Genomic DNA, 21377 nt, shown 5'->3' on the forward strand with positions numbered 1-21377 from the left:
GTCATTGCTCCTGAGCGGTATCGACGCTGACCACCACCGACATGCCTACGCGCAGCCGATCGAGATCCGGCTGGTTGGCGTCAAAGACGATTTTCACCGCAATACGCTGGGTCACCTTGGTGAAGTTACCGGTGGCGTTGTCCGGGGCGATTTCCGAAAAGGACACTCCGCTGGCCGGCGCCACGCTTGAGATATGTCCTTTGAAGCCATGCCCCGAGACGCCATCGACCCGGATGTCGACCGGCTGGTCCTGACGCATGTGCGCAAGTTGCGTCTCGCGGAAATTGGCGACGACGTAGGACTGCGCAAGGGGTACTACGGCCAGCAGCGGGTGCCCTTGGGAAACGTAGGCGCCGACACGCACGGAACGTTGTCCAACCATGCCTGCTTGTGGTGCCGATATCCTGGTATAGGAGAGGTTCAAGTCCGCCTGGCGCAGCGCCGCCTGGTCTCGGGCCAGCGCAGCCTTGGCCATTTCAATACGGGCTCGCAAGACGTCGAGGGTTTTCACCGCAGCCACGCGCGAGGCCTCATCGCGATCGCGGGTCGCCTGAAGCTGGTGCAGATCAGCTTCAGCCTTTTGTCGCTCCTGTTGAGTACCCGCTCCCGAGTTGGAGAGGTTCAAATAGCGCTGCGCGTTGTACTCGGCAAATTTGATCAACGCAGCGGTAGAACGCGTGGTGGCGGCCGCCTGGTCGATCACGGCTGCCTGACGCTCAATGCCGGCCGCAAGATTCCTGACTTCGGCCTCGGCGCCATGGACCCCTGCTGCTGCTGCCGCTTTGGCCACCACAAAATCACGATCATCGAGTTCGACCAGTGGCTGCCCGACATCGACCGATTGATCATCCTCGACCAAGACTTTGGCCACCTGGCCTGAAACCCTCGGCGACACGAACACCGAGTCCGCGCGTATGTAGGCATCGTCGGTGGTCTGTACCGAGCCACTGCTGAACGTTCGATAAATGCCATAGACAGCACATAGCAGCACTGCTGCAGCAAGGAGGGAGAGCGAGGTTCTATGTTTCATGGCGTTACCGGCGGTTGCGGTGGATAGGCGCGGATCGGGAGCGTTAGCAAGATGAAAAACAGCACGGCGATGACCAGCAGCAGCGCAAGGAACGCATCGCTGAAACTCAGGACAAACGCCTGCGCTCTGACTCGCTCAGCGAGTTCGGCCATCGAGCCTTGGCTCATGAGCGGCGAGAGGCTGTGCAAGCGAGAGCCCACGGCGTCGAGCAGCACGCTGGAGTGAAAGTGCTCACGCTGGGTAACGAAGTTCTCGACCGCAGAGCCCGCCACCACCGCGGCCATGCCGCGCAAGGCATTGACCATCGCCGAGGCAAACGGCCCCTCCATGGGCGCGATGACTCCCGTGGCGTTCATCAGCAGTGGCACGACGACCATGGGTTGGCCAAAGGCATGCAATGCCTGTAACGCGTAGAAGTCCTCACCTATCCACTCACTGCTGATAAACGAGCCGCCCGCGCAAGCGATGGCCAACAACGCAAGCCCGGTGGCGAGTACATAGCGAGAATCCAGCCAGCGGCGATTGATCACGAAAGCGACAACTGGCGCCAGCAGCAGTTGAGGCAAGGCAATCATCAGCGCGATGGGCATGACTTGCTGAGGACGGTAGTGATGGGTCTCGATCAGGTAAGCGGCGGGAATGGCGCTTCCGGCAGTGGCCACGATCACGAACAGGCAAAGCGTTATCAGTCCGTAGGCAAAGTTCCGCCGCGCCAGCAACTGCAGCTTGAACAGCGGTAACGGATGGAACCACTCGTTGAGCAGGAACAACGGCAAGCAGATCGCAGCACCCGTCAGCATCGCGACAATCAGCGGCGAATTCAGCCAGTCCAGCCGCTCGCCCTGACTCAAGGCAATCACCAGCATCGAAATCCACCCCATGCCAAGCAAGGCCCCGCGCCAGTCCGCCTGCTTCAAGCGTTCCAGACGCTGGGGGTCCTGGGGCAAGCCGTAAGCGATCAGCGCAGCGCCGAGAAAACCGGCGGGGACGATTTGCCAGAACACCAGCCGCCAATCACTTTGCTCGGTCCACAGTGCGGCCAGCGGCATGGCCAGGTTCGGCCCGAAGGTGGCCGTAAGCGCGTATGCCGAAAGCCCGTAGAGCTTGATATTCCACGGCAGAAACCGCAGCGCGACAGTCATCAGCAATGGCGGCAGTGCTCCTCCCGCAAGCCCCTGCAGCACCCGAAGCACGAGCAGGCTTTGCAGGTTGGGCGCCAGGGGCATGATCACACCCAACAAGGTGAATGCCACTGTGACGGCAATCGCGAAGCGGCGAATCGAAAAGGTGATCGCAAGCCATGGCGCGATGAGCATGGCCGACACCTCGGCAGCCGCGTACGCGGTACTGATCCAGCTGCCCTCGTCATGCCCGAGACCGAATACACCCAGCGTGTCGATCAAGGTGATTTCGGTGACCCGGTCATTGATGCCGGAGGTCAGCGCAGCAATCAAAACGCCAGACAGTCCCACAGCCAGGCGCCCGTCGAACGGGGTAAAGCCGGGTGTTGCGACAGGTGCAGAGGTCGGAGATGACACGTTTCAACTCGCAAAAAAGGAGGCAAGGCGCAACTCAAAGGTTTCGCGTAAGACTTCGATGAGCACACCCTTGGCGTGGGTAGAATGGCCGTGAGGCTGCAGACTTCCCAAGGCAGCTATCGATTGATGTGGTCGGCCCTGTCTGGAGATTGCAGACGGCGCTGGCGCAGATCAAAGCCGCTCTGAACGGTCTGTCAGGAAGGTCTGGGCACGCTTGGAGGGTTGAGCTGATCGGCAACCAATGCCAAGGCTGTGAAGATGTGTTGTTAGCCTAATCGAGGCGCTTGAAGGTGCCGATAACCAATTGCATAAGAATCATGTAGACCAATGAGTAGGCAAGTTGGCGATGATCGAGGAAAGGTCAGGCTTTCAACTTCCAGTGTCGGGCCGCCTCTTTTTTATCGATTGCATATCGGCCTTTGCAAACCCAGTGTTCGCCACACTCGAACATTGGGCGATTGACTGGCAGACAGCGCCAGTGGCACGGTCAGGCTGGTTGAATATCAACCCGCCCTGTTTCAGTATCGGGATGGATCAGGCGGCGTATGCTGCTCCTGTCCAGCAAGGCACACGCGCAGGCTGAACGGCACGCCGGCTCGGCACGACGAACAAAAATACCAGAGGTGCTGGATGGACATTTACCTGAGTATAGAAGCGTTTGTACGGGCGGCCGAGGCTGGCAACTTTTCAAACGCGGCCAAGCAAATCGGTGTTGCCCGATCCGTGATCACTACGCGCGTACAACAACTGGAAGAGCATCTGGGGGTATCGCTGTTTCATCGATCCAGCAAGGCGGTTAAATTATCGGAAGTAGGTATCTCTTATTATTCCGAGTGCCACGACATCATCGACCACATGCAGTCATTGGCACAACGTTCCAGAGACACCTGCACTGCAGTCTCGGGCACGTTACGCGTTGCCGCCTTGAACGGTTTTGCCCTGAAATACATGCCTGGCATTATCAGTGCGTTTCGAAAATCGCACCCGAAAGTGGAGTTCGATATTTTCTCGAACGATCAGGTCCTCGACCCTGTGCAGGAGGGCTACGACATTGTCCTGCAGATTTTTCCACCGGCGTCGGAGGCCTTGATCGAGCGGCGTCTGTTTTTGATGCGTGGCGTTTTCGTGGCGACCCCTGAATACCTGAATGCTCATGCCCCGGTGACCTGTCCGGACGACCTCGTTGCCCATGACTTCGCCTGTTACCGGCATTATCCGTGGCGCAACCGGTGGTCGCTGAATGACGGGACGCGGGTAACGGAAGTCACCATTTCACCTGCACTGAGATCCAACAGCGTGCAATTGGTACAGGAGTTCGCGCGCAGGAGCATGGGCATTGCGTATCTGCCGACCATGGTGGCCTGCGACGATCTACTGGAGGGCCGGCTGGTTCGGGTCCTTACGGATCATGAAACTGAAACGCCGTGCTTCTCTGCGGTCTATCCCACGTCACACAGAACCACCGCAAAAGTTAAGTTATTTTTAGACTTGCTGTCATCGATGTTCGAGATGGAGCCCGAGTGGGACCATCGGTTGGGCCTGGCAACGCGTAAAGACGCGGCTCCGGCAACGCCAACCGAGGCGTCACTTCGACTGACCCGAGTGCCGCCCAGCTTGACTTGCCCACCACTTGCTCAACGAAACCCGGGATGAGCGGCCAAGCGATAACAGCCAGTGGTGCATGACCCATCTGCTGCCGCGTACGACCCGGTTGACGCGGGTCGTGAACGATCGCGATCGTCGCCCGTTGAGTTGTTCGAACTTCAGCAGAAGCCCGCGCATGAGAGATCGGTCGCCGCCAGCTTTCTTGAGCATGGCGCGATCGCGTGCTCGCTGGATGGGTCCGCGTTCGTTCATTGAGGTGAAAGGAATACTCGAGTCCACGCACGTCAACTCGGCATACACCCGTTTGCGACGAACACAATAGTCATCGATGGATTCCAGGCAAGACTCATCCTCAAGAACCGCGGACAGTGCCTCAGCCAATTCCTCGGCTTCCAGAATTCCTCCTGACAAGCCGCCTCCACTGATCGCGTGGGTCACGCAGGCGGCGTCTCCAGCCAGGATTACCCTTGCTCGACGCAACTGTTCGGCGCACCGCTGATGCACCGTGTAAGTGGTGAAATCATCGACTCGATATTGATCCGGCGTGGGTGTTCCCGGGAGCAGCCGCTCCAGCCGTTGCTGCAGACGCTGGCCAACCGCAGCGTCCGAAATCAACGGATCTTCTTCATAACACAGCCGCCACAGGCCGCTCTTGTCGAGCTGGGCGATGAACCCCCAGTCCACCGGATCGTGCACAAGGTTAAAACGCGAATACCCTTGGAGGGAGAAGTCGTAGTAAAGGTTGGTGGCGACCATTCGCTCAGGCCAGCTATGCCCGACAAATGCAAGCCCCAACGTTTCCCTGACCTTGCTCTGCGCCCCGTCTGCGGCGACAACCCATCGCGCGCGGATGGACGCTTTGCCTCCGGGACCTGATGCGTGCAGGGTGACGTGGGAGTCATTCTGCTCGACCTCCTGCACCCGATGATTCCAGCGAATATCAACAGTTGGCAGTCGACGCAGGTGCTCCAGGATTGTCAGAGACATGTGGTTTTGCCCGAGCAGGAGCATATGCGGGTGATCGGTCGCGTCCGACAATACCTCCCAATCCAGTTTCGCTATCAAGGTGCCGTCACCCTGCCGAAATGCAATGTCCTGGCACAGCACGGCACGCTGTCTGACATCGTCCAACAGGCCAAGCCGATCGAGGGCTTCAATGATCGGCGGCGTGCAGGCTACAACATGCTGGGAAGAGGTCACATCAGACCTGGCTTCGAGCACCACAACCCTGACACCTGCTTTACCCAGTTTCAATGCAGTGAGCAACCCCACTGCCCCACCGCCAACTACGACCACACCCTCTACCGTTTCCATATAAACCCTTTTATCAATCTGCTGAGTTCAATTCATGGCGCAGATTGCTTTCCAATCGGCTGGATCATCACGTCTTTGGGCTTGAACAGAAAATGGGCAAGAGCAGGCAGTAGAATCAATGCCCCCAGCATGTTCCAGACAAACATGAATGCCAGAAGAATGCCCATGTCCGCCTGAAACTTGATGGGCGAGAAGTACCAGGTCGCCACAGCGATGCCCAGTGTGGCGCCTGTCAGGACCACGATCTTGCCGGTAAACAACAGCGCTCGATAATAGGCTTGGGAAACACTGGCGCCCTCGCGTAAATAACGCAGCATCACGGTCATGATGTACAACGCGTAATCGACTCCGATCCCTACCCCGAGCGCAATGACCGGCAGCGTTGCAACCTTGACCCCGATGTTGAGCCACACCATCAGTGCTTCACAAAGAACAGAGGTCAGCGCCAACGGCAGGACCGCACACAGAACAGCCCGCCACGAGCGGAACGTCACCAGGCTGATGACAATGACTGCCGCGTACACCAGCAACAGCATCTTGCGATTGGCCTCTTTGACAACAATGTTGGTTGCCGCTTCGATACCGGCATTGCCCGCTGCATTGAGAAAGCGGTAGTCCGTTGAATTGTTGCGCCGAGCGAAATCTTCAACGGCGTTGACAACGCCGGTGAGGGTGTCGGCTTTGTGATCCTGAAGATAGATATAGACGCTGAGCAAATCGCAGTTCTGGTTGAACATCTCGCGGGGGGCGCGGGTAATAATCGCGTTGAGCATGTCCTGATTGCGCGGAATCTCGTACCACTTGAAGTTTCCTTCACTCATGCCGGTCGCCGCGACCTTGGCCATGCCCGCCAGTGACTTGGTACTCTCTACGCCAGGCACCTGAGACAACTCGAACTCCAGGCGATCGACAGTACGCACGGTGTCGTAAAGCGCGCAGGCGAACTGCGGCGTTTTCACCATCACGACGTAGACGTCACTGCTCGCCGAGTAGTGGCCGACGACGAACGCGTTATCCCGGTTATAACGGGAGTCGGAGCGCAATTCAGGGGCGCCGGCATTGGTGTCTCCAATCTTCAGGTTTGTGCTATATCCCACGCCCAGCACAGCCAGTGCCAACGCGCCTATCAGGGTCAAACCGGCGCATCGCCGCCGAGTGAAATGATCGAGGAACGCCCAGGCCACATGTTTGGCATCGCCCGCCTCTATCGCGCTAACCGCAGCAGCTCGCCGAGCCGCACTCGCGCTCACACCGATGAACGACAGCAGAACCGGAAGCAGCATCAGATTGGTGACGATCAGGATGCTTACGCCGATGCTGGCGCATATCGCCAGATCCTTGATGACCGGGATATCAATGACCATCAGCACGGCGAAGCCGACGACGTCGCACACCAGCGCCGAAAGCCCTACCAGGAACAGTCGACGGAACGTAAGCCGGGCCGCCATCAGACGATCGATGCCTCTGCCGATGTCCTGGGTGATGCCGTTCATCTTCTGCGCCCCGTGGCTCAAACCGACAGCGAATACGAGGAACGGCACCAGCACCAGATAAGGATCGAGAACAAAGCCCAGGCTGGCGAGCGCGCCCAGTAGCCAGACGACGGCCACTAACGAGCAGAAGAGTACGACCAGTGCGCTTCGGATGCAGCGGGTATACCAGAACAGTATTGCCAGGCAGATCGCGGCCGCCATGAGGAAGAACATCATGACCTGCCGCATGCCTTCGATCAGGTCGCCTACCAGCTTGGCGAACCCTGTGATATGGACGTCTACGCGAGCCGAGGTGTAGGTCGCGCGCAGTGCCTCCAGGCGTTGCGACAACACCCGATAGTCAATGGGCGCTGCGTCGCCGGACAGTTGCTCCTGCAGGGGGACAAGGATGATGCTGGACTTGAAATCATCGGCAACCAGTTGCCCTATCTCGCCAGACCGTTCAATGTTTTCTCTGACCTGTCCCAGGCTGGGCGCAGATCCATCGTAATCGTCGGGGATGACCGGGCCGCCATCCAGGCCATCCTCAGTAACCGCCGTCCAGCGCATCGCGGGAGTCCATAACGATTTCATGTAGGGCCGATCCACAGCGGGCAGCAAAAACAGCTCATCGGTCAGTTTTTTCACAGTCTCCAGATACTCGGCGTCCAATATGCTGCCGGTCCTGGCCTGGACCGTGACCCGTAACGTGTTTCCGGCCCCTGCCAACTGCGAGCGATTTTGCAGATAGTTCATGATGTAGGGATGCCCGCTCGGGAGCATCTTTTCAAACGCTGCGTTAAGTCCCAAACCGCTAGATTTATAACCAAACCAGCATGTCGCCAGCAGGCATAGCAAGACAAACAGAGCACGCTGACCGAACAGAAGCCGCTCCAACCAGGACCCACGCTGAGCCATCAGTTCGGTGTCATCGCTCGCAAATCCATGGTGCGCGTTCATGGACGACTCTCTTTTTCGGGAGCGTTTAATTCAAGTCGTCGGATACCCTTGATACCGCTGAGCACCAGCGCGCCATCCCCTGCCTGGGTGACACCGGTGATCGTCGAGCCATCGAGGTCCGGTGACGTAACTGCCTGCAAATGGCGGCCGTGGTCGTTGCTGCGCCACAAACGCCCGCCCTCGCTGGCGACGACCACGCTACCGTCTGCAAGCTGCGTCCCTGCGGTGAGACTGCTGTGCTCGCCGCTATCCATCGGCTGCCAGTGGTCCTCGTTGTCCACGGAACAGGCATTGCCCTTGAGACCAAATACCAGGTTCTGCCCTGGCCCCGTCGGCACCGTACCGAACCAGCTGCCGTGATAGGGGCTTGGCAGCCGCGTGAATGACTGGCCCAAGGCAGCGCTGCGCAGCACAGTCCCCTGCTCCCCGGTGATGATCACGCCGTGCGCATCACCCAGGATCGAATACAGGTGCATCCCGGAAGAGTTGCCCAACTCAGGCCCGACCGATCGCCAGTGCAGGCCTGCGTCCTGCGTCAGCATTGCCAGGCCGTATGCACCCACTACCATACCGTCGTGGGGATTGGAGAAGTACACGCTAAGGAAGGGCTTGTCTGCCCCATCCGCCACCAGCTGTCCGGCAGCTTCCAACCGCCGCCTAGAAACCTCCGGGTCTGCACTCCACGGTGCCTGCGCGGCTTGCAACTCCAGACCTGCGGCCAGCTTTCCGTCCAGTTGTTTGTCCCAGGTTTCCCCACCGTCGTTACTGTGCAGGACCACCCCGCCATGCCCGACGGCCCAGCCGTCACGTTCGTCTGCGAACCACAGTGCAACCAGCGCTACGCTGCTGGGAACAGCGCGAGACTGACGCCAACTCAGCCCCGCATCATCGGACAGCAAGACTATGCCTCGCTCACCAACTGCCACCAGCCGTTTGCCTGCTCGGCTCACTGCCAACAGCACAGCGTGCTCGGCGCGCTGGTCCGCCGATGCTGGTGTATCAAGCAAGTCCGCAGACGCGCTGTAGGCGGTCGAGGGGACGGTCGCTCCCAAAACGGCCGTGAGCAAGGCGATGCCAAGCATCGACGCTACGGGATGAAAATTCAGATCGCTCATCGCAAAGTCCTACCGGTCGGTTAATGATCGATCCGCACCCGGATCGTCACACGCAAAAATCAGCGCACGCCTTCGGCAGCGACCGCGTCACCCGTGAAATACGATTCAGGCTTGAGCGGAACAACCTTGAAGTTCTCACCGTTGAACGCTTGAACATTACTGACCGTGCCGGCCTGCAGGTTGAACACCGCCACGGGCTTGACCAGTACCGCCGGCACCGAAGGAACCACGAACGGCAGGACCTGGGAGGTGCGCCACAGCTTGCCTTCGGCGTCATAGCCGTCAAGCAGGGTCAGCAGCCAGGTGTCCTCATCGAAATAGAAAATGCGCTTGGGTACCGCGTGACGCTTGCCGCTGGCCACGTTTGCCTCTACCACCCAGGTGCGGTGCAACTCCCAGCGCAAGGTATCGGGATTGAGGCTGTGAGGCGCGAAAGCCTTGTCCACCGGCGCAGTCACCTGACCATTGGTGTTGTAAGGAACGTAGGTTTCCTTCTTGCCGACGATTTTCCAGTCGTAGCGATCCGGCATGCCGAAAAAGCCTTGCACTTCGTCGAAATAATTGGCACCCGAGGCTACAAAGTCAGGTGTGTCATAGGCAACCGTCGGAGCCCTTCGCACCCGTCGCTGCCCCACCAGATACTGCCAGGCCTGTCGCGACTGTTGAGGGTCGACACTGTCACGGATCACCAGCGTCTCGCCAGCCTTGAAAGGAGGCGCGGTGGTGCTGAACCGCTGCAGGAAATACTCCTTGGACCAAGTCGGTACAGATCCCTTCTGGTAGTAGTACGGGTACTGCCAGGCATTATCATTGCGGGTTGCCAGGGTTTGCCCGCCGTCACTGGTCAGGACAATATTCTTGAAGCCGAATTCTTCGGCCTGCGGCTCGACGCGCAACAGGAAATTCCAGATAACCTCCAGCCCGCTCCTGGGCACTGGAAATGGAATTCCGCCATAACACCCCTCAACCGATTGCCCGTTTTGCGTGAGTTTGCAGTTCAGCGCATTCAATGCGGTGTTCTTGTAGACGTAATCGGGCGCAGCGGCCGTGCGACGGGTTGGATAGACATCGACCCGGAAGCTGTCAGGGTACTTGGCGAGCAGCGCACGAGTCCCTTCGGAAAGCTTGTCAGCGTACTTGGCCGCGTTGGCCGCCGTGATCCTGAGCAACGGTTTGTCCGCCGAGAACAGATCAGCCGGAATCTGATTGCCGCCACCGGCTGCCGATTGCTCGATACCCCCGTTCCACGCCGGAATGCTGCCATCTGCGTTGCCAGCCCTTTCCCCACCCAGAGGCGTCAACGTGGCGCCGAGCGCGCCTGCCTCCTGAGGACCAACGGCTGCCGACGCCTGAAGCGCTGCGAGGAGTCCGGTGAGGAACGTAAAACCAAGGGAAGTCTTGTTCATTTTATGATCCTTTTTGGCCTTAGAAGGTGCGTTGCAGGGAAATGGAAACGAAGTCGCGGTCTGCGTAGACTTGCTCGCCAGACAGCGCTCGTGTCGAATCGACAACGCCGCCGGCACTGCCGTAGTAATGGGTGAAGTTGACGCCACCGCGCCAGGTCTTGCGATAATCGAACTGCAACCCCAGACTCAAGTCGCCCCCGCCCTGCGGAGAGAAACCTGTCCCCAGAACAGCGGTATTGCCGCTGATGCCGTATCCACCGCCGATCGGCACGGTCATGTCCACGCCCGGGAAAACCTGGAAATACTCCGGGGTAAACAGAACCCGTAGTGAACTGGCGTTGCGTGTGACATTCGGGTCGAGCTGATCACTGTTCTTGTCGATGCTCGTGACCCGGTTGTAAGCGACTTCACTCAACAGGGTCGCGCCATCCCACAAGCTGCTGCCTGGCAGCACAGAGATCGCCGATATCTGGGCATGGAAGGTCCTACCCACCGGATATAGCGGATCGTGATTGCCGTCACCGTTGCCTGTTGGATCAATCACCGTATTGCCGACCAATGCCAACGGTACGTTGTGCCGTATGGACGTCTCAGCGGCAACGTTGGTCTCGCCGATCAACGTGCTGATACTCGCGCCGAAGGTCTTGATGCCCTCGCCGTAGACCATGCTGTAATCGCCCTGATTCGGGCGTAGATAGAATTGCGGAAACTTGTCGTGATAACGTGCCGCGTACAGGCCGTATTCAAAGTCGCCAAACTTAAGTTTGACCTGCATCCCGAACTGGCCCGAGTCGGATGGATCGATATCCCTGCCCCGTCCGAGTGCAGTGCCGGGGCCTAGAATGATGGACTCACCACCCTCACCCACGAAGTCCGCGAAACTGAAATAGCTGCCAGCGCCAGGCAAGCGTGCCGGTTCCCACCTGTACTGGTAATAGGCGCCCACGGTGACATTCTGATTGACCAGCAGACTGCCGCCGAACTGCCCGACTGGTCGGATGATCTCTTTGAACGTGGAATTGGGTACCGACAGGAGCTTGATGGTGTCAACCGGCGATTGCGCCGCCGCGATTCCATTGCCACCGAAAAACAGGCTTTCACCGTACAGCTGGCTGTAACGACCAGCCCGAAGCGCCAGCGACATATCACCGAGATCGAACCGGCCATAACCGAATGCGTCCAGCAACTCACCATCGCGGCCCTGCAGACGTCGGGTGTCTTTGGTGAACTCATCATTGCGCACGGACAAACTGTTGACCGTGTCACTGTTATTGTCGTTGCCGCGATTGTAAACATCGTCATACCAGGCGGCACCGCTCAGGCGCACGCCATAACGACGTTTATAACTCATGTCCAGCTCCGACAATATATCCAGGCGATTGGAAATCAAGCCTCGACCAAAGTTGTTGTCACCGTCGTCCAGGTTCGGATTATATGCCGGCCGAACGGCGTTATCCTGATGTTCAACCCGCCACGCTGCGCTGTATTTTATTGTGTTATCGAACGCGATCGCGTAATCGGGGTTACCGGTATCAACCTGAAATGCATTGACCTCAGGTACCCCCTGGGTGCCCAGTAACGCGGCAGCCATGGCCAATTGCAAATGCACCGCTGAGGGAGGTGCGGATGTAAAGGTAAGCCTCGCTTTGGCGTTCATGCTAAAAACCCCGTTGTTGTTTTTATTATCGTGGGACACCTGCGTGTCTTCGAGTACTCGAACATCGATTCCCGGTCATATCCGGTTTTTAGTCATACGAACAGACAACAGATCGAATACAGGAGACCTGCCGCTCAGGTCTGCACTTATCCTGAATCTTTATTTGCGTTTCAGCGTTCAGCACGGACTACGCGCTAGCACTTCGATTGCACCTGTCACCGTGTACAGCGAAAAATATAAGACAGCCTGAAAGAACGCCTGCAATCAGACTGCCTTTTAGAAACGTGTCAGGCGGCGAGCAATTTTTGCTCTATGACTCTTCTGCCATTTAACTTTTCGAAGTCCAGGAGGAATTGTCGCATCACGGCGGAGTCTGCACCTGCCTGTTTGAACATCGCGTCATCACGCAGACGCTGAGCCGGATCGCGCTCTTTCATCCAGGTAAAGTTGGCGGTGGCGGTAGGAGAAGTGAATTCCAGGAACACTTTCCTGCGATCAATGGAGTACTCGTCCAGAACCTTGGTAGCGGCGCCCTCCTTGATGACCAGGATCAACGCCTCGGCCAAGTGCTCGGCGTCCAGCACACCTCCTGACAACCCCAGACCGCCCATTGGATTTGTGGCATGGGCGGCGTCCCCGGCCAGCACCACGCGACCACGACGGAACTCCGCGGCGCAACGCTGGTGCACGCGATAGGGGTTGAGGTGGTCGACCCGATACTGATCCGGGGTCGGCGCGCCAGGCAGCAAGCGCTTGAATCGTTCAGGCAGACGCCGACGGACTTCGGCATCGGACAACGACGCATCTTCCCCGTAACACACCCGCCATAGACCGGTCTTGTCCAGCTGAACCACTACCGCCCAATCGACCGGGTCATGGACGAAGTTGGCGCGGGAATAGCCGTGCAGGGCGAAGTCATAAAAAACGTTAGTGGCAACCAGTCGCTCTTCCCACGTCACACCATCAAATGTCAGGCCGACTTTTTGTCGCACGGTGCTGCGCGCGCCGTCGGTTGCCGCGACCCACTTCGCGCGCAGCCGTGAAATGCCACCGGGAGAGCGGGTTTGCAGCGTCACGTACTGGGCGTCCTGTTCGACTTCTTCAACCCGGTGATTCCAGCGAATCTCGACGTTTGGCAGCGCCCGCAAGTGTTCTGCGATCACATTGGATACGTGATTCTGCCCCAGCAGCAGCATGTAGGGATATTGCGTATCCTTGGCCAGGACTGACCAATCCATTTTTGCGATGAGCTCACCGTCGCCATGCCGGTAGGCAAAGTCCGGGCACCAAACCGCGCGTTTGCGGATATCGTCGAGTAGACCGAAACGATCGAGGGCCGCCGCCGTCGGCGGCATATAAGCAACCGCCCGTGGTGAAGGAGAAACGCCAGGCTCAGCTTCGAGAACGATCACACGAATGCCTGCCTTACCCAGTTTCAACGCAGTTAGAAGGCCCACTGGCCCTCCTCCGACGACGACCACTCCATCGAGCGTTTCCATATTGTTGTTCCTATCGAGATCCGCTTACAGGGAACCTGCCAACTTGGTCAGGCGACTGAACTTAGCGTAGTCCAACGGCAAATCCCGGAGCAATATCCCAGCGTTTGCCAATGCCAAACCTCATGATTGCAATATCGAGTGTTTGTCATCAGCGACTGCGCTGTTCGCGTTTGCGCGACCTTGGGCCGGTTGTTTTGTTCAGGGGGCGTGATCATGCTGCAACAAGCCAACGCTGAGCAAGCATGCAACTTCTTGCAGCTTGCAGTTAACCGGTGTCTGGCGTTCATCCGGGTAGCACTTTACCCACGGCTTACTTCAATTAAACAAAAGCTTATCAGGGAACTGACATGCCAACAAAAATACAGATTGTGTTCTACAGCTCATATGGCCATATCTACAAGATGGCTGAAGCCATTGCAGCCGGCGCCCGCGAACTGGGTGACGTTGAAGTCACGTTATTGCAAGTTCCGGAACTCATGCCCGAAGAAATTCAGGTCAAGAGCGGCATTAAAGGATACCGCGCCGCCTTCGGAAGTATCCCCTACGCCACACCTGAAGTCCTGGCAGAAGCGGACGCCATCATTTTCGGCACGCCCACGCGCTTCGGCAACATGTGTTCGCAGATGCGTAACTTCCTCGACCAGACCGGTGGCCTGTGGATGTCAGGCGGGCTGATCGGCAAAGTGGGCAGTGTGTTCACCAGTACCGCTTCACAGCATGGCGGACAAGAAACCACTATCACCAGCTTTCATACAACGCTGCTTCACCACGGCATGGTGATTGTGGGGGTTCCGTACTCTGAGCCCGGCCTCACCAACATGACCGAAATTTCCGGCGGCACTCCTTACGGCGCATCAACCTTGGCAGGCCCGGACGGCTCCCGTCAGCCTAGCGAAAACGAGTTGAACATCGCCAGGTTCCAAGGTCGGCATGTAGCCGGCATCGCCAAGCGTCTGAAAGCCAACTGAGCCCGGTCGCTTCCTGACGGGCGCATCGAGCTAGCGCTTCGCGAAATCGTTCCAGGGACCCACTCGCGGATCCACGCCTCTTCGAGTGGGTCCGCAGTGCCCCTGAACTGTCGTTGTGCCGAACAGCCCAAGAGGCGTCTCGCCGGCGGGGATGTCTATCCCCCTGCCGGCGCCTCAATGTCCGCGGATATATTGCTCAAGTTGCTCAATCAAGTCGGCCTGCTGTGAAATGGCTTCCTTTACCAGATCACCAATCGACAGCAGGCCTAACAGCTTGCCGTCCTCGACGACTGGCAAATGACGCAAGTGACTGTCCGTCATGACCGCCATACACCGCCCGATGCTGTGTTGACCTGCGGCCGTCACCACAGGAGAACTCATGATCGCGCGAACCGGTGTCCCTACAGATGAGCGTCCCTGCAGGACCACCTTGCGCGCATAGTCGCGCTCGCTGATGATGCCCACCACTTGCCCTTCGTCGATCACTGGCAAAGCGCCGACGTTTTTTTCGGCCATGACTTTCAGAGCGGTCAGTACCATCTCATCAGGAGCGATACTGTGCACTTGCTGATTGTGTACGGCTTTGAGCTTGACCAACTGCGCAGCTGTTTTCATGACGTAGACCCCGCAACCCTGATGTGTGATGTCTGCCTTAACGAAGACGGGATGTCTGGTCTGGCAGACATCCCGCACCGAAGTTAACCGCCTGGCTCTTCCTCAGACCTGGTCGCTCCCTGCCAGCAACACCAGATCGCGCTCTACCCGCACCGGCACCGATTGCAGTCGAGCCCCTTTGCAGGGCCCGTCCACACACAGCCCATCCTCGAATCGAAACATGGCGCTGTGGTGCGCGCACATCAGGATTGCACTGCGGTAGGTGCAAAATATCTGGGGCTGATAATTGAGCGGTACGGAAAAATGCGGGCATCGATTGATATAGGCCCATGCCTTTTGACCACGGCGCACGATTACCAGCGCTTCGGGAACAGGATATGGATGATCCAAAAGCTCCATGGCGCCGCCGTCGATGATTTCATCAAGTTCGCACAACACCAGGGGATTCATGCTTGACCTCGGACCTCAGGATTGCCCAGGCTCCAATTCCATAGCCGGATCTCCAGGCGCGAAAACATCTCAGCCTGAACATAGGGGTCATCGCGCATGAACGCCTCGACGTCCCCCTGCTCTGCGGCCTCGATCACCAGCAGGGTGCCATTCATGGCCTGACCTGATTCCTCAAGAGTCGGGCCCCCCAGGCGAACGATCACTTCGTGACGGCCGGGCGCTCGCAGGTGCGCCCGATGCCAGGGCCGGAGGCGAAGGCGCGTAGCCTGAGTGCCGGGCTTGTCGGTGCCGAAGACGACGAAAAACTGATTCATAAGCCGTCGCTCTCCAGCACAAAATCGTAACGCAGGCTCTGGTACGGCAGCGGCATGTCCAGATGCGGGACGTCCGGGTCTTGAGTGGTGCGTTCTTCATAGACGCCAATCAGCGAGCCTTTCACGCCAAACACCGCGTCCGACTCCAGGTAAGGATCATCGCTGTTGAACAGGTGTGTGACCAGCTTGCGGTGACCGGGCATATCAATCATGAAATGCAAATGCGCCGGACGCCAGGCATGACGGTTGGCGGCTTCCAGCATCCGCCCCACCGGCCCATCAGTAGGGATCGGGTAGAAGACCGGCACGATGGTGCGGATGGCGAAACAGCCATCGGCATCGGTGCTGTAGCGACCGCGCAGGTTGCCAAAGGGCTGCCGGATGTCCTGTCCCGAATACATACCGTTTTCGGCGGTCTGCCAGACATCCAGAACAGCCCCGACCAGCGGCTCGCCTCGGCTATTGAGGACTCGTCCTCGCACCAGGGCCGGCGTGCCCGGCGTGAAAGCCATGTTCTCGCCGTATCCGCGCTGCGGCATCCCATGGATGTAAAACGGGCCGAAGACTGTCGTCTCGGTGGCTGCAGATTTGCTGCCGGGGCTTGCCGGGTGGTTGATGGCATCGACGAGCATCGATACCCCGAGAGTATCGGACAGCAGGATAAACTCTTGACGCACGATACCGTCGCAGGTGTGGCCGGTGTCGGTGAGAAATTCAACGCCTTGCAGCCACTCCTGTTCGGTGAGCTCAACTTCGCTGACGAATGCATGAAGGTGTTTGACGAGGCTGCGCATGATCTCGGTGAATCGAGGGTCCTTACAGGCGGCGAAGCTGCTCACTGCCTGCTCGGTGATCTGCGCTTGCGCTGCATAGTCTTGATCGGTCATTTCTTGTTATTCCGATAAGTTGAGTGGTTGACAGGTCGCGCGCCAACGCAGCGAGCAGCGCTACGCTGGACTGGCTCATGCCGGGGCCAGGCCTTTCCAGGCACGCTCGAGCAACGCCTCGATCGGCTGGCGTTCAAAAGGCCGTGGGTTGTAGTACGGACTGGCGCAAGCGATCTGCGCCGCCTGAGCCGGGCCTTGCACCGGCATCCCCAGCTCGGACAACGCCAGAGGGATTCCAAGCTTGCGATTGAGCTCATACAACAACTGGCCCGCCTCCTGCGCCTCGCTGCCGCCCAGGGCACGGGCCACCCGCTGCAGGGCGTCGGCTGCTGCCTGTCGGTTGTAATGCGCGGCGTGCGGCAAAACGATCGCGTGTGCCTGGGCGTGGGGCAGGTTGAACGTTCCGCCCAAGGTATGGCAAAGCTTGTGGTGCAGCGCCATCCCCACGGATCCCAGACAAATGCCGGCTAACCACGCACCGTATAGCGCCTGGCTGCGGGCGGCCAAGTCATCGGGGCGCTCCACGATAACTGGCAGCGCTTTACCCAGGGACCTGATGGCCTCTTCGGCCATCAAGCCAACAATCGGATTGGCGTCCTCGGCGTACAGCGCTTCGACCGCATGAGCCATGGCATTCATGCCCGAACAGGCCGAAATCAGCGGCGGCAGGGTCAGCGTCAGTTGCGGATCGTAAATCACGGTCTTGGGAAGAACTTTGATGTCACGCCCGGTTTTCTTCAGCCGATTCTCGGTCAGTCCGTATATCGAGGTCATTTCCGAACCGGCATACGTCGTTGGCACCGCCACGATCGGCAGGCCCGAATCCATCGCGATGGCTTTGCCCAATCCTATGGTCGATCCTCCGCCAATGGCGACACAGCAATCCGCGTCCAGGCGCGCCGCCTCCCGTCGGGCATCCTGTGCCACCTCGAGCGGAACGTGCATCACCGCATGCGGATACACGCCAGCGGCACGATCACCGAGCAATTCGGCCACATGGGTACCCAAAGACTCTTGCTCAGGGGTTGTCAGGATCAACGCACGCCTGGCACCCAGACGCTCGATTTCCTGCGCCAACTCGCTTAGCTTTCCTGAGCCAAATACCACGCGCGTGGGCAAGCTCTGATAAACAAATGGAAACATGGTCGGCCTCATCGCTTGTAGTAAGGGGGAATCTTCGCATCGACGTTGACCCATACCGAATGGGCATCGGTGTAGTCGTGCATGGCCTCAAACCCCATTTCACGTCCATAACCAGACTGGCCGACACCACCGAACGGACTGCCAGGACTCACCCGCTTGTAGCAGTTGATCCAGCACATGCCAGCGCGGATCGAATCGGCGATCCTGTGGGCACGTGACAGATCCTGGGTCCAAAGGCCGCTTCCCAGGCCATATTGCGTACCGTTGGCAATGGCCAGTGCTTGTTCATCCGTACTGAAGCGCAGCACGGTGACAAAAGGGCCGAACACTTCTTCCTGAGCCACCCGGTCCCCTGGGGCGGCTTCAACGACCGTTGGCTCGATATAAAATCCGTTGGCCAGTCCAGGATCAGCTGGCGCCTTGCCACCTGTCAGGACCCTGCCGCCCTGCTCGCGGCAGATATCGACATAGGCAAGTACGCGGTCGCGGTGCAGAGCCGAAGTCAGCGGCCCCATTTCCGTTTGGGGGTCCAGTGGGCTGCCGATTCGAATGGACCGGGCCAGGGTGATGAATCGCTCAAGAAACTCATCGGCAATGTCCTCGTGCAGGATCAATCGCGACCCGGCGATGCAGGCCTGTCCCTGGTTATGGAAAATCGCCCAGGCCGCACCGTTCACCGCTGCCTCAAGGTTGGCATCGGCGAAAACGATGTTGGCACCTTTGCCACCGAGTTCCAGTTGCACCCGCTTGAGGTTGCCTTGGGACGCTTCGACAACACGCCTGCCCGTGGCCGTCGACCCGGTGAAAGCAATCTTGCCGACATCCGGATGTTCCGCCAGGCGCTGTCCGGCGCTATGACCGTAGCCAGGCAGAACGTTGACCACACCTGGTGGAAATCCGACCTCGGTCATCAGCTCGACAATGCGCAGGGTCGAGAGCGGAGTGATCTCTGAGGGTTTGATCACGACGGTATTGCCCGCGGCCAGTGCCGGGCCCATCTTCCAACTGGTAAACATCAGCGGAAAATTCCAGGGCACGATTTGTCCCACGACGCCAATAGGCTTGCGCTGCACGTAATTGAGAAAGCCGGGGTCGACCGGAACCACCGCACCTTCGACTTTGTCCGCCATCCCGCCGAAGTAGCGAAAGCAGGCAGCGGTGCGCGGTACATCGAGCGCTCGGGAATCGCGAATCGGATGTCCGGTGTTCAGCGATTCCAGCTGTGCCAGTTCCTCGGCGCACGCTTCGATCCTGTCGGCCAGTCTGAGCAACAGTCGGCCGCGCTCGGCCGCCCCGAGCGCAGCCCAGGCCGGGAATGCGCGCTTTGCGGCGTCAACGGCAATGTCGACATCTTCTGCTTGGGCAGCAGCGACTTTCGTGATCAGCGATCCGTCATGGGGCGCCACGACGTCGATCGTGCCGCCAGCGACCGCATCCACGAACTGACCGTTAATATAAAGTTGATTTCGCATGAAGGTTTCCTTGCCCCGCCACCGGCAGCGCAATGACGCATGAAAGAAAAAGCCCGGTGTCACCGGGCCTGACCGCGGCTCAGAACTCGATGGGGTACGGTGTCAGTTCCCCGCTCTCATACCGTTGCGGCAAGTTTGGCGTGGCGTTTTCCCACACCATCAGCATCGAGCGTTTGGTTGAGTAACCCTGGTGACGAATGTCGGCGGGCATCGCGCAGATATCCCCCGGACGCATGGTGATCCGGGCTCGAGGGTTGCCATCGTCTTTGTCCGCGACATCCCAGACGATCACGTCCGACATCTGCAGGAACCATTCGACCCGGTCATTACCGTGAAACACCGGAAGGATGAATTCTTCGGTAGTCGGACAGAACAGGCTTGCCTGGCATACCGAACTCACTGAAGGGTTCCAGGTGACATCCGAACGCGACAGGTATTTGAACAGGCTGAAGGCATGCAACTGGCCTTCGAAACCGTCGGCGGCATGGACCTCGGGTTCATCCTGGTTAACGTCGGCGAAGTGACGGTTCACAGGCAGGTCATCGCGCAATGGCGAATCGTCCTTGAGGCCTGGCATGCGTTTGGTGGCGATGCGAAAGCGCTCGATGGCCTCGATGTTGTCACCCTTCTTGCGACCAAATGCCGTCTCGGTTTCCTGAGGTGCCGCGAAGGGATCGAACACGGCGTTGGTCCAGTCGCGCAGAATCGCCTTGAAAGTCGCCATGATCAGTGGTGTTTCGAAGTTCTCGGTGTAATTGACCTCGGCCGCCTTGAGTACGCCGTTGAACGTACCGGCATACAGGTCGACGTTGCCGTAGTGGTTATGAGTGCCAATCACATGATCGAAATTGACCCAGCCGTAGAAAAACCCCCAGGCCACGTCGCGCATCATGGCGCGAAGAAAAGCGTCCGCCGGAATAAGATGGGAGCGGGTTTGGCCTTTGGCAGGCCAAGTGATGCGTGCGAAATATTCGTCACGCGACAGTTCAAAGGCACCCAGTTTGAACGACCGGTAACCTGTAACCGGGTGAGGTGCGCTGGCATTCACTTCATCGTGGGCTAACGACGGGGCATCGGTAACGGCTTCGAGCATGGCCATGAGATTGTTCCTCTTGTTTCTGGTTTGAAAAAAATCACTTCACTTGAGGCAGATATCAGCCCACTTCTCGACTGATAACGGGCCCTTGATGGTCTGTTGCAAAATCACACCCGGACGATTTGCCTCAAACCGGTACGCGGTACCGGACGGCAACAGACATTGGTGACCACGTTTGAGCAGCACATAACCCATGGGGGTGCCGGAGGGCACTTCTCCGGCCAGTTGAGTGCCCTCGCCTTGTTTGAGAGGGTGATCGAGCTTGAGAAAATCGACCCGCACTTCGCCATCCATGACAATTGCAAACTCATCATGAGCGGCGCTATACCAAGATGATTGACCTTCTGCGCGAAGCGTTTCGATGACATAGCCCAAGTTCAGGCCGACCACAACTTTCTCATAAGGACGGGACTTTTCAGCGACTTCGAAAACGTTGGAAAATGCATAATGACGCGCCTGGCCATTGATAATCTCCACCGATCCTTTGCTGTAGTTTTCCAGCGAACCAAACACTGTCTTGATTGCAGCACTACTCATCGCGTTCACCGCTTTGTTGTTATAGGGATGAGCTACTAAGGTACGGCGATCATTAAGCGGGAACAATTCCGAAACCGGCGACCGTTATGTTTGCAAAATACAAACGTCGCACCCTCCACAAGTCACCAGCCACTGTAGCGGTTGGCAGAAACGATCTTCGATGGCACTTGTGTTTTTCACTGTAAGAGCTGGAGATCGCGCAAAGCAAAGCTGGCCATTGGCTCGTGCCTTGCCGACCTGTGCCTGCAAAGGTTGCTTGCTCGGGGTTAGCACGCCAGTCGATCAAGCAGGACCATCAG

At 58.4% G+C, this 21377-nt stretch carries 18 protein-coding genes; 2 read left to right on the forward strand and 16 right to left on the reverse strand.

What is annotated here, in order from left to right; genetic code table 11:
- Position 1 precedes the first annotated feature (1 nt).
- A complete protein-coding gene (locus ACI2KS_RS21455) occupies positions 2-1030 on the reverse strand; it encodes an HlyD family secretion protein (RefSeq protein WP_404623013.1) in 1029 nt (342 codons plus the stop codon).
- Positions 1027-2568, reverse strand: coding sequence for an MFS transporter (locus ACI2KS_RS21460; protein ID WP_404623014.1), 1542 nt, complete (start codon positions 2566-2568; stop codon positions 1027-1029). The genes ACI2KS_RS21455 and ACI2KS_RS21460 overlap by 4 nt, the downstream gene beginning before the upstream one ends.
- Positions 2569-3198: 630 nt before the next feature.
- On the opposite strand from ACI2KS_RS21460, the gene ACI2KS_RS21465 reads away from it, so the two are divergent.
- Entirely contained in the window at positions 3199-4221 is a 1023-nt protein-coding gene (locus ACI2KS_RS21465; protein WP_404623015.1) for a LysR substrate-binding domain-containing protein, read from the forward strand.
- On the opposite strand, the gene ACI2KS_RS21470 is transcribed toward ACI2KS_RS21465, so the two are convergent.
- From ACI2KS_RS21470 to ACI2KS_RS21495, 6 genes are all read right to left on the reverse strand, one after another.
- Complete coding sequence (locus ACI2KS_RS21470; protein WP_404623016.1) at positions 4153-5487, reverse strand: FAD-dependent oxidoreductase; 1335 nt, start codon at positions 5485-5487, stop codon at positions 4153-4155. The genes ACI2KS_RS21465 and ACI2KS_RS21470 overlap by 69 nt on opposite strands.
- Positions 5488-5519: 32 nt before the next feature.
- The gene (locus ACI2KS_RS21475) at positions 5520-7919 is read right to left on the reverse strand and encodes an RND family transporter (protein WP_404623017.1); all 2400 of its coding nucleotides are present in this window, start codon (positions 7917-7919) and stop codon (positions 5520-5522) included.
- Positions 7916-9034: a WD40/YVTN/BNR-like repeat-containing protein gene (locus tag ACI2KS_RS21480; protein WP_404623018.1), complete on the reverse strand. Its 1119-nt coding sequence runs from the start codon at positions 9032-9034 to the stop codon at positions 7916-7918. Before ACI2KS_RS21480 ends, ACI2KS_RS21475 begins: the two co-directional genes overlap by 4 nt.
- A 59-nt stretch (positions 9035-9093) precedes the next feature.
- Positions 9094-10440 carry a DUF1329 domain-containing protein gene (locus ACI2KS_RS21485; RefSeq protein ID WP_404623019.1) on the reverse strand — a complete coding sequence of 449 codons (1347 nt, stop codon included), beginning with the start codon at positions 10438-10440 and terminating at the stop codon, positions 9094-9096.
- A gap of 19 nt (positions 10441-10459) precedes the next feature.
- Positions 10460-12097 carry a DUF1302 domain-containing protein gene (locus ACI2KS_RS21490; protein ID WP_404623020.1) on the reverse strand — a complete coding sequence of 546 codons (1638 nt, stop codon included), beginning with the start codon at positions 12095-12097 and terminating at the stop codon, positions 10460-10462.
- Positions 12098-12384: 287 nt separating this feature from the next.
- Complete coding sequence (locus ACI2KS_RS21495; protein WP_404623021.1) at positions 12385-13596, reverse strand: FAD-dependent oxidoreductase; 1212 nt, start codon at positions 13594-13596, stop codon at positions 12385-12387.
- A gap of 347 nt (positions 13597-13943) precedes the next feature.
- On the opposite strand from ACI2KS_RS21495, the gene wrbA reads away from it, so the two are divergent.
- Positions 13944-14564: an NAD(P)H:quinone oxidoreductase gene (gene wrbA / locus ACI2KS_RS21500; RefSeq protein ID WP_404623022.1), complete on the forward strand. Its 621-nt coding sequence runs from the start codon at positions 13944-13946 to the stop codon at positions 14562-14564.
- Between the two features lie 174 nt (positions 14565-14738).
- On the opposite strand, the gene ACI2KS_RS21505 is transcribed toward wrbA, so the two are convergent.
- From ACI2KS_RS21505 to ACI2KS_RS21540, 8 genes are all read right to left on the reverse strand, one after another.
- Positions 14739-15179, reverse strand: a complete 441-nt coding sequence (locus tag ACI2KS_RS21505; protein ID WP_404623023.1) for a CBS domain-containing protein — start codon at positions 15177-15179, stop codon at positions 14739-14741.
- Between the two features lie 102 nt (positions 15180-15281).
- Positions 15282-15629, reverse strand: coding sequence for a Rieske (2Fe-2S) protein (locus ACI2KS_RS21510; RefSeq protein ID WP_404623024.1), 348 nt, complete (start codon positions 15627-15629; stop codon positions 15282-15284).
- Positions 15626-15943: a YciI family protein gene (locus tag ACI2KS_RS21515; protein ID WP_404623025.1), complete on the reverse strand. Its 318-nt coding sequence runs from the start codon at positions 15941-15943 to the stop codon at positions 15626-15628. The genes ACI2KS_RS21510 and ACI2KS_RS21515 overlap by 4 nt, the downstream gene beginning before the upstream one ends.
- Entirely contained in the window at positions 15940-16830 is an 891-nt protein-coding gene (locus tag ACI2KS_RS21520; protein WP_404623026.1) for a dioxygenase, read from the reverse strand. The genes ACI2KS_RS21515 and ACI2KS_RS21520 overlap by 4 nt, the downstream gene beginning before the upstream one ends.
- A gap of 75 nt (positions 16831-16905) precedes the next feature.
- On the reverse strand, positions 16906-17973 hold the full coding sequence (locus ACI2KS_RS21525; RefSeq protein ID WP_404623027.1) for a maleylacetate reductase: 1068 nt from the start codon (positions 17971-17973) through the stop codon (positions 16906-16908).
- 8 nt (positions 17974-17981) lie between these two features.
- The gene (locus ACI2KS_RS21530) at positions 17982-19445 is read right to left on the reverse strand and encodes an aldehyde dehydrogenase family protein (protein ID WP_404623028.1); all 1464 of its coding nucleotides are present in this window, start codon (positions 19443-19445) and stop codon (positions 17982-17984) included.
- Between the two features lie 79 nt (positions 19446-19524).
- On the reverse strand, positions 19525-20544 hold the full coding sequence (locus tag ACI2KS_RS21535) for a hydroxyquinol 1,2-dioxygenase (RefSeq protein WP_404623029.1): 1020 nt from the start codon (positions 20542-20544) through the stop codon (positions 19525-19527).
- Positions 20545-20583: 39 nt separating this feature from the next.
- Entirely contained in the window at positions 20584-21078 is a 495-nt protein-coding gene (locus ACI2KS_RS21540) for a hydroxyquinol 1,2-dioxygenase (protein ID WP_404623178.1), read from the reverse strand.
- Positions 21079-21377 lie beyond the last annotated feature (299 nt).

Source organism: Pseudomonas sp. NPDC087358, from assembly GCF_044900785.1.
Taxonomy (GTDB): domain Bacteria; phylum Pseudomonadota; class Gammaproteobacteria; order Pseudomonadales; family Pseudomonadaceae; genus Aquipseudomonas.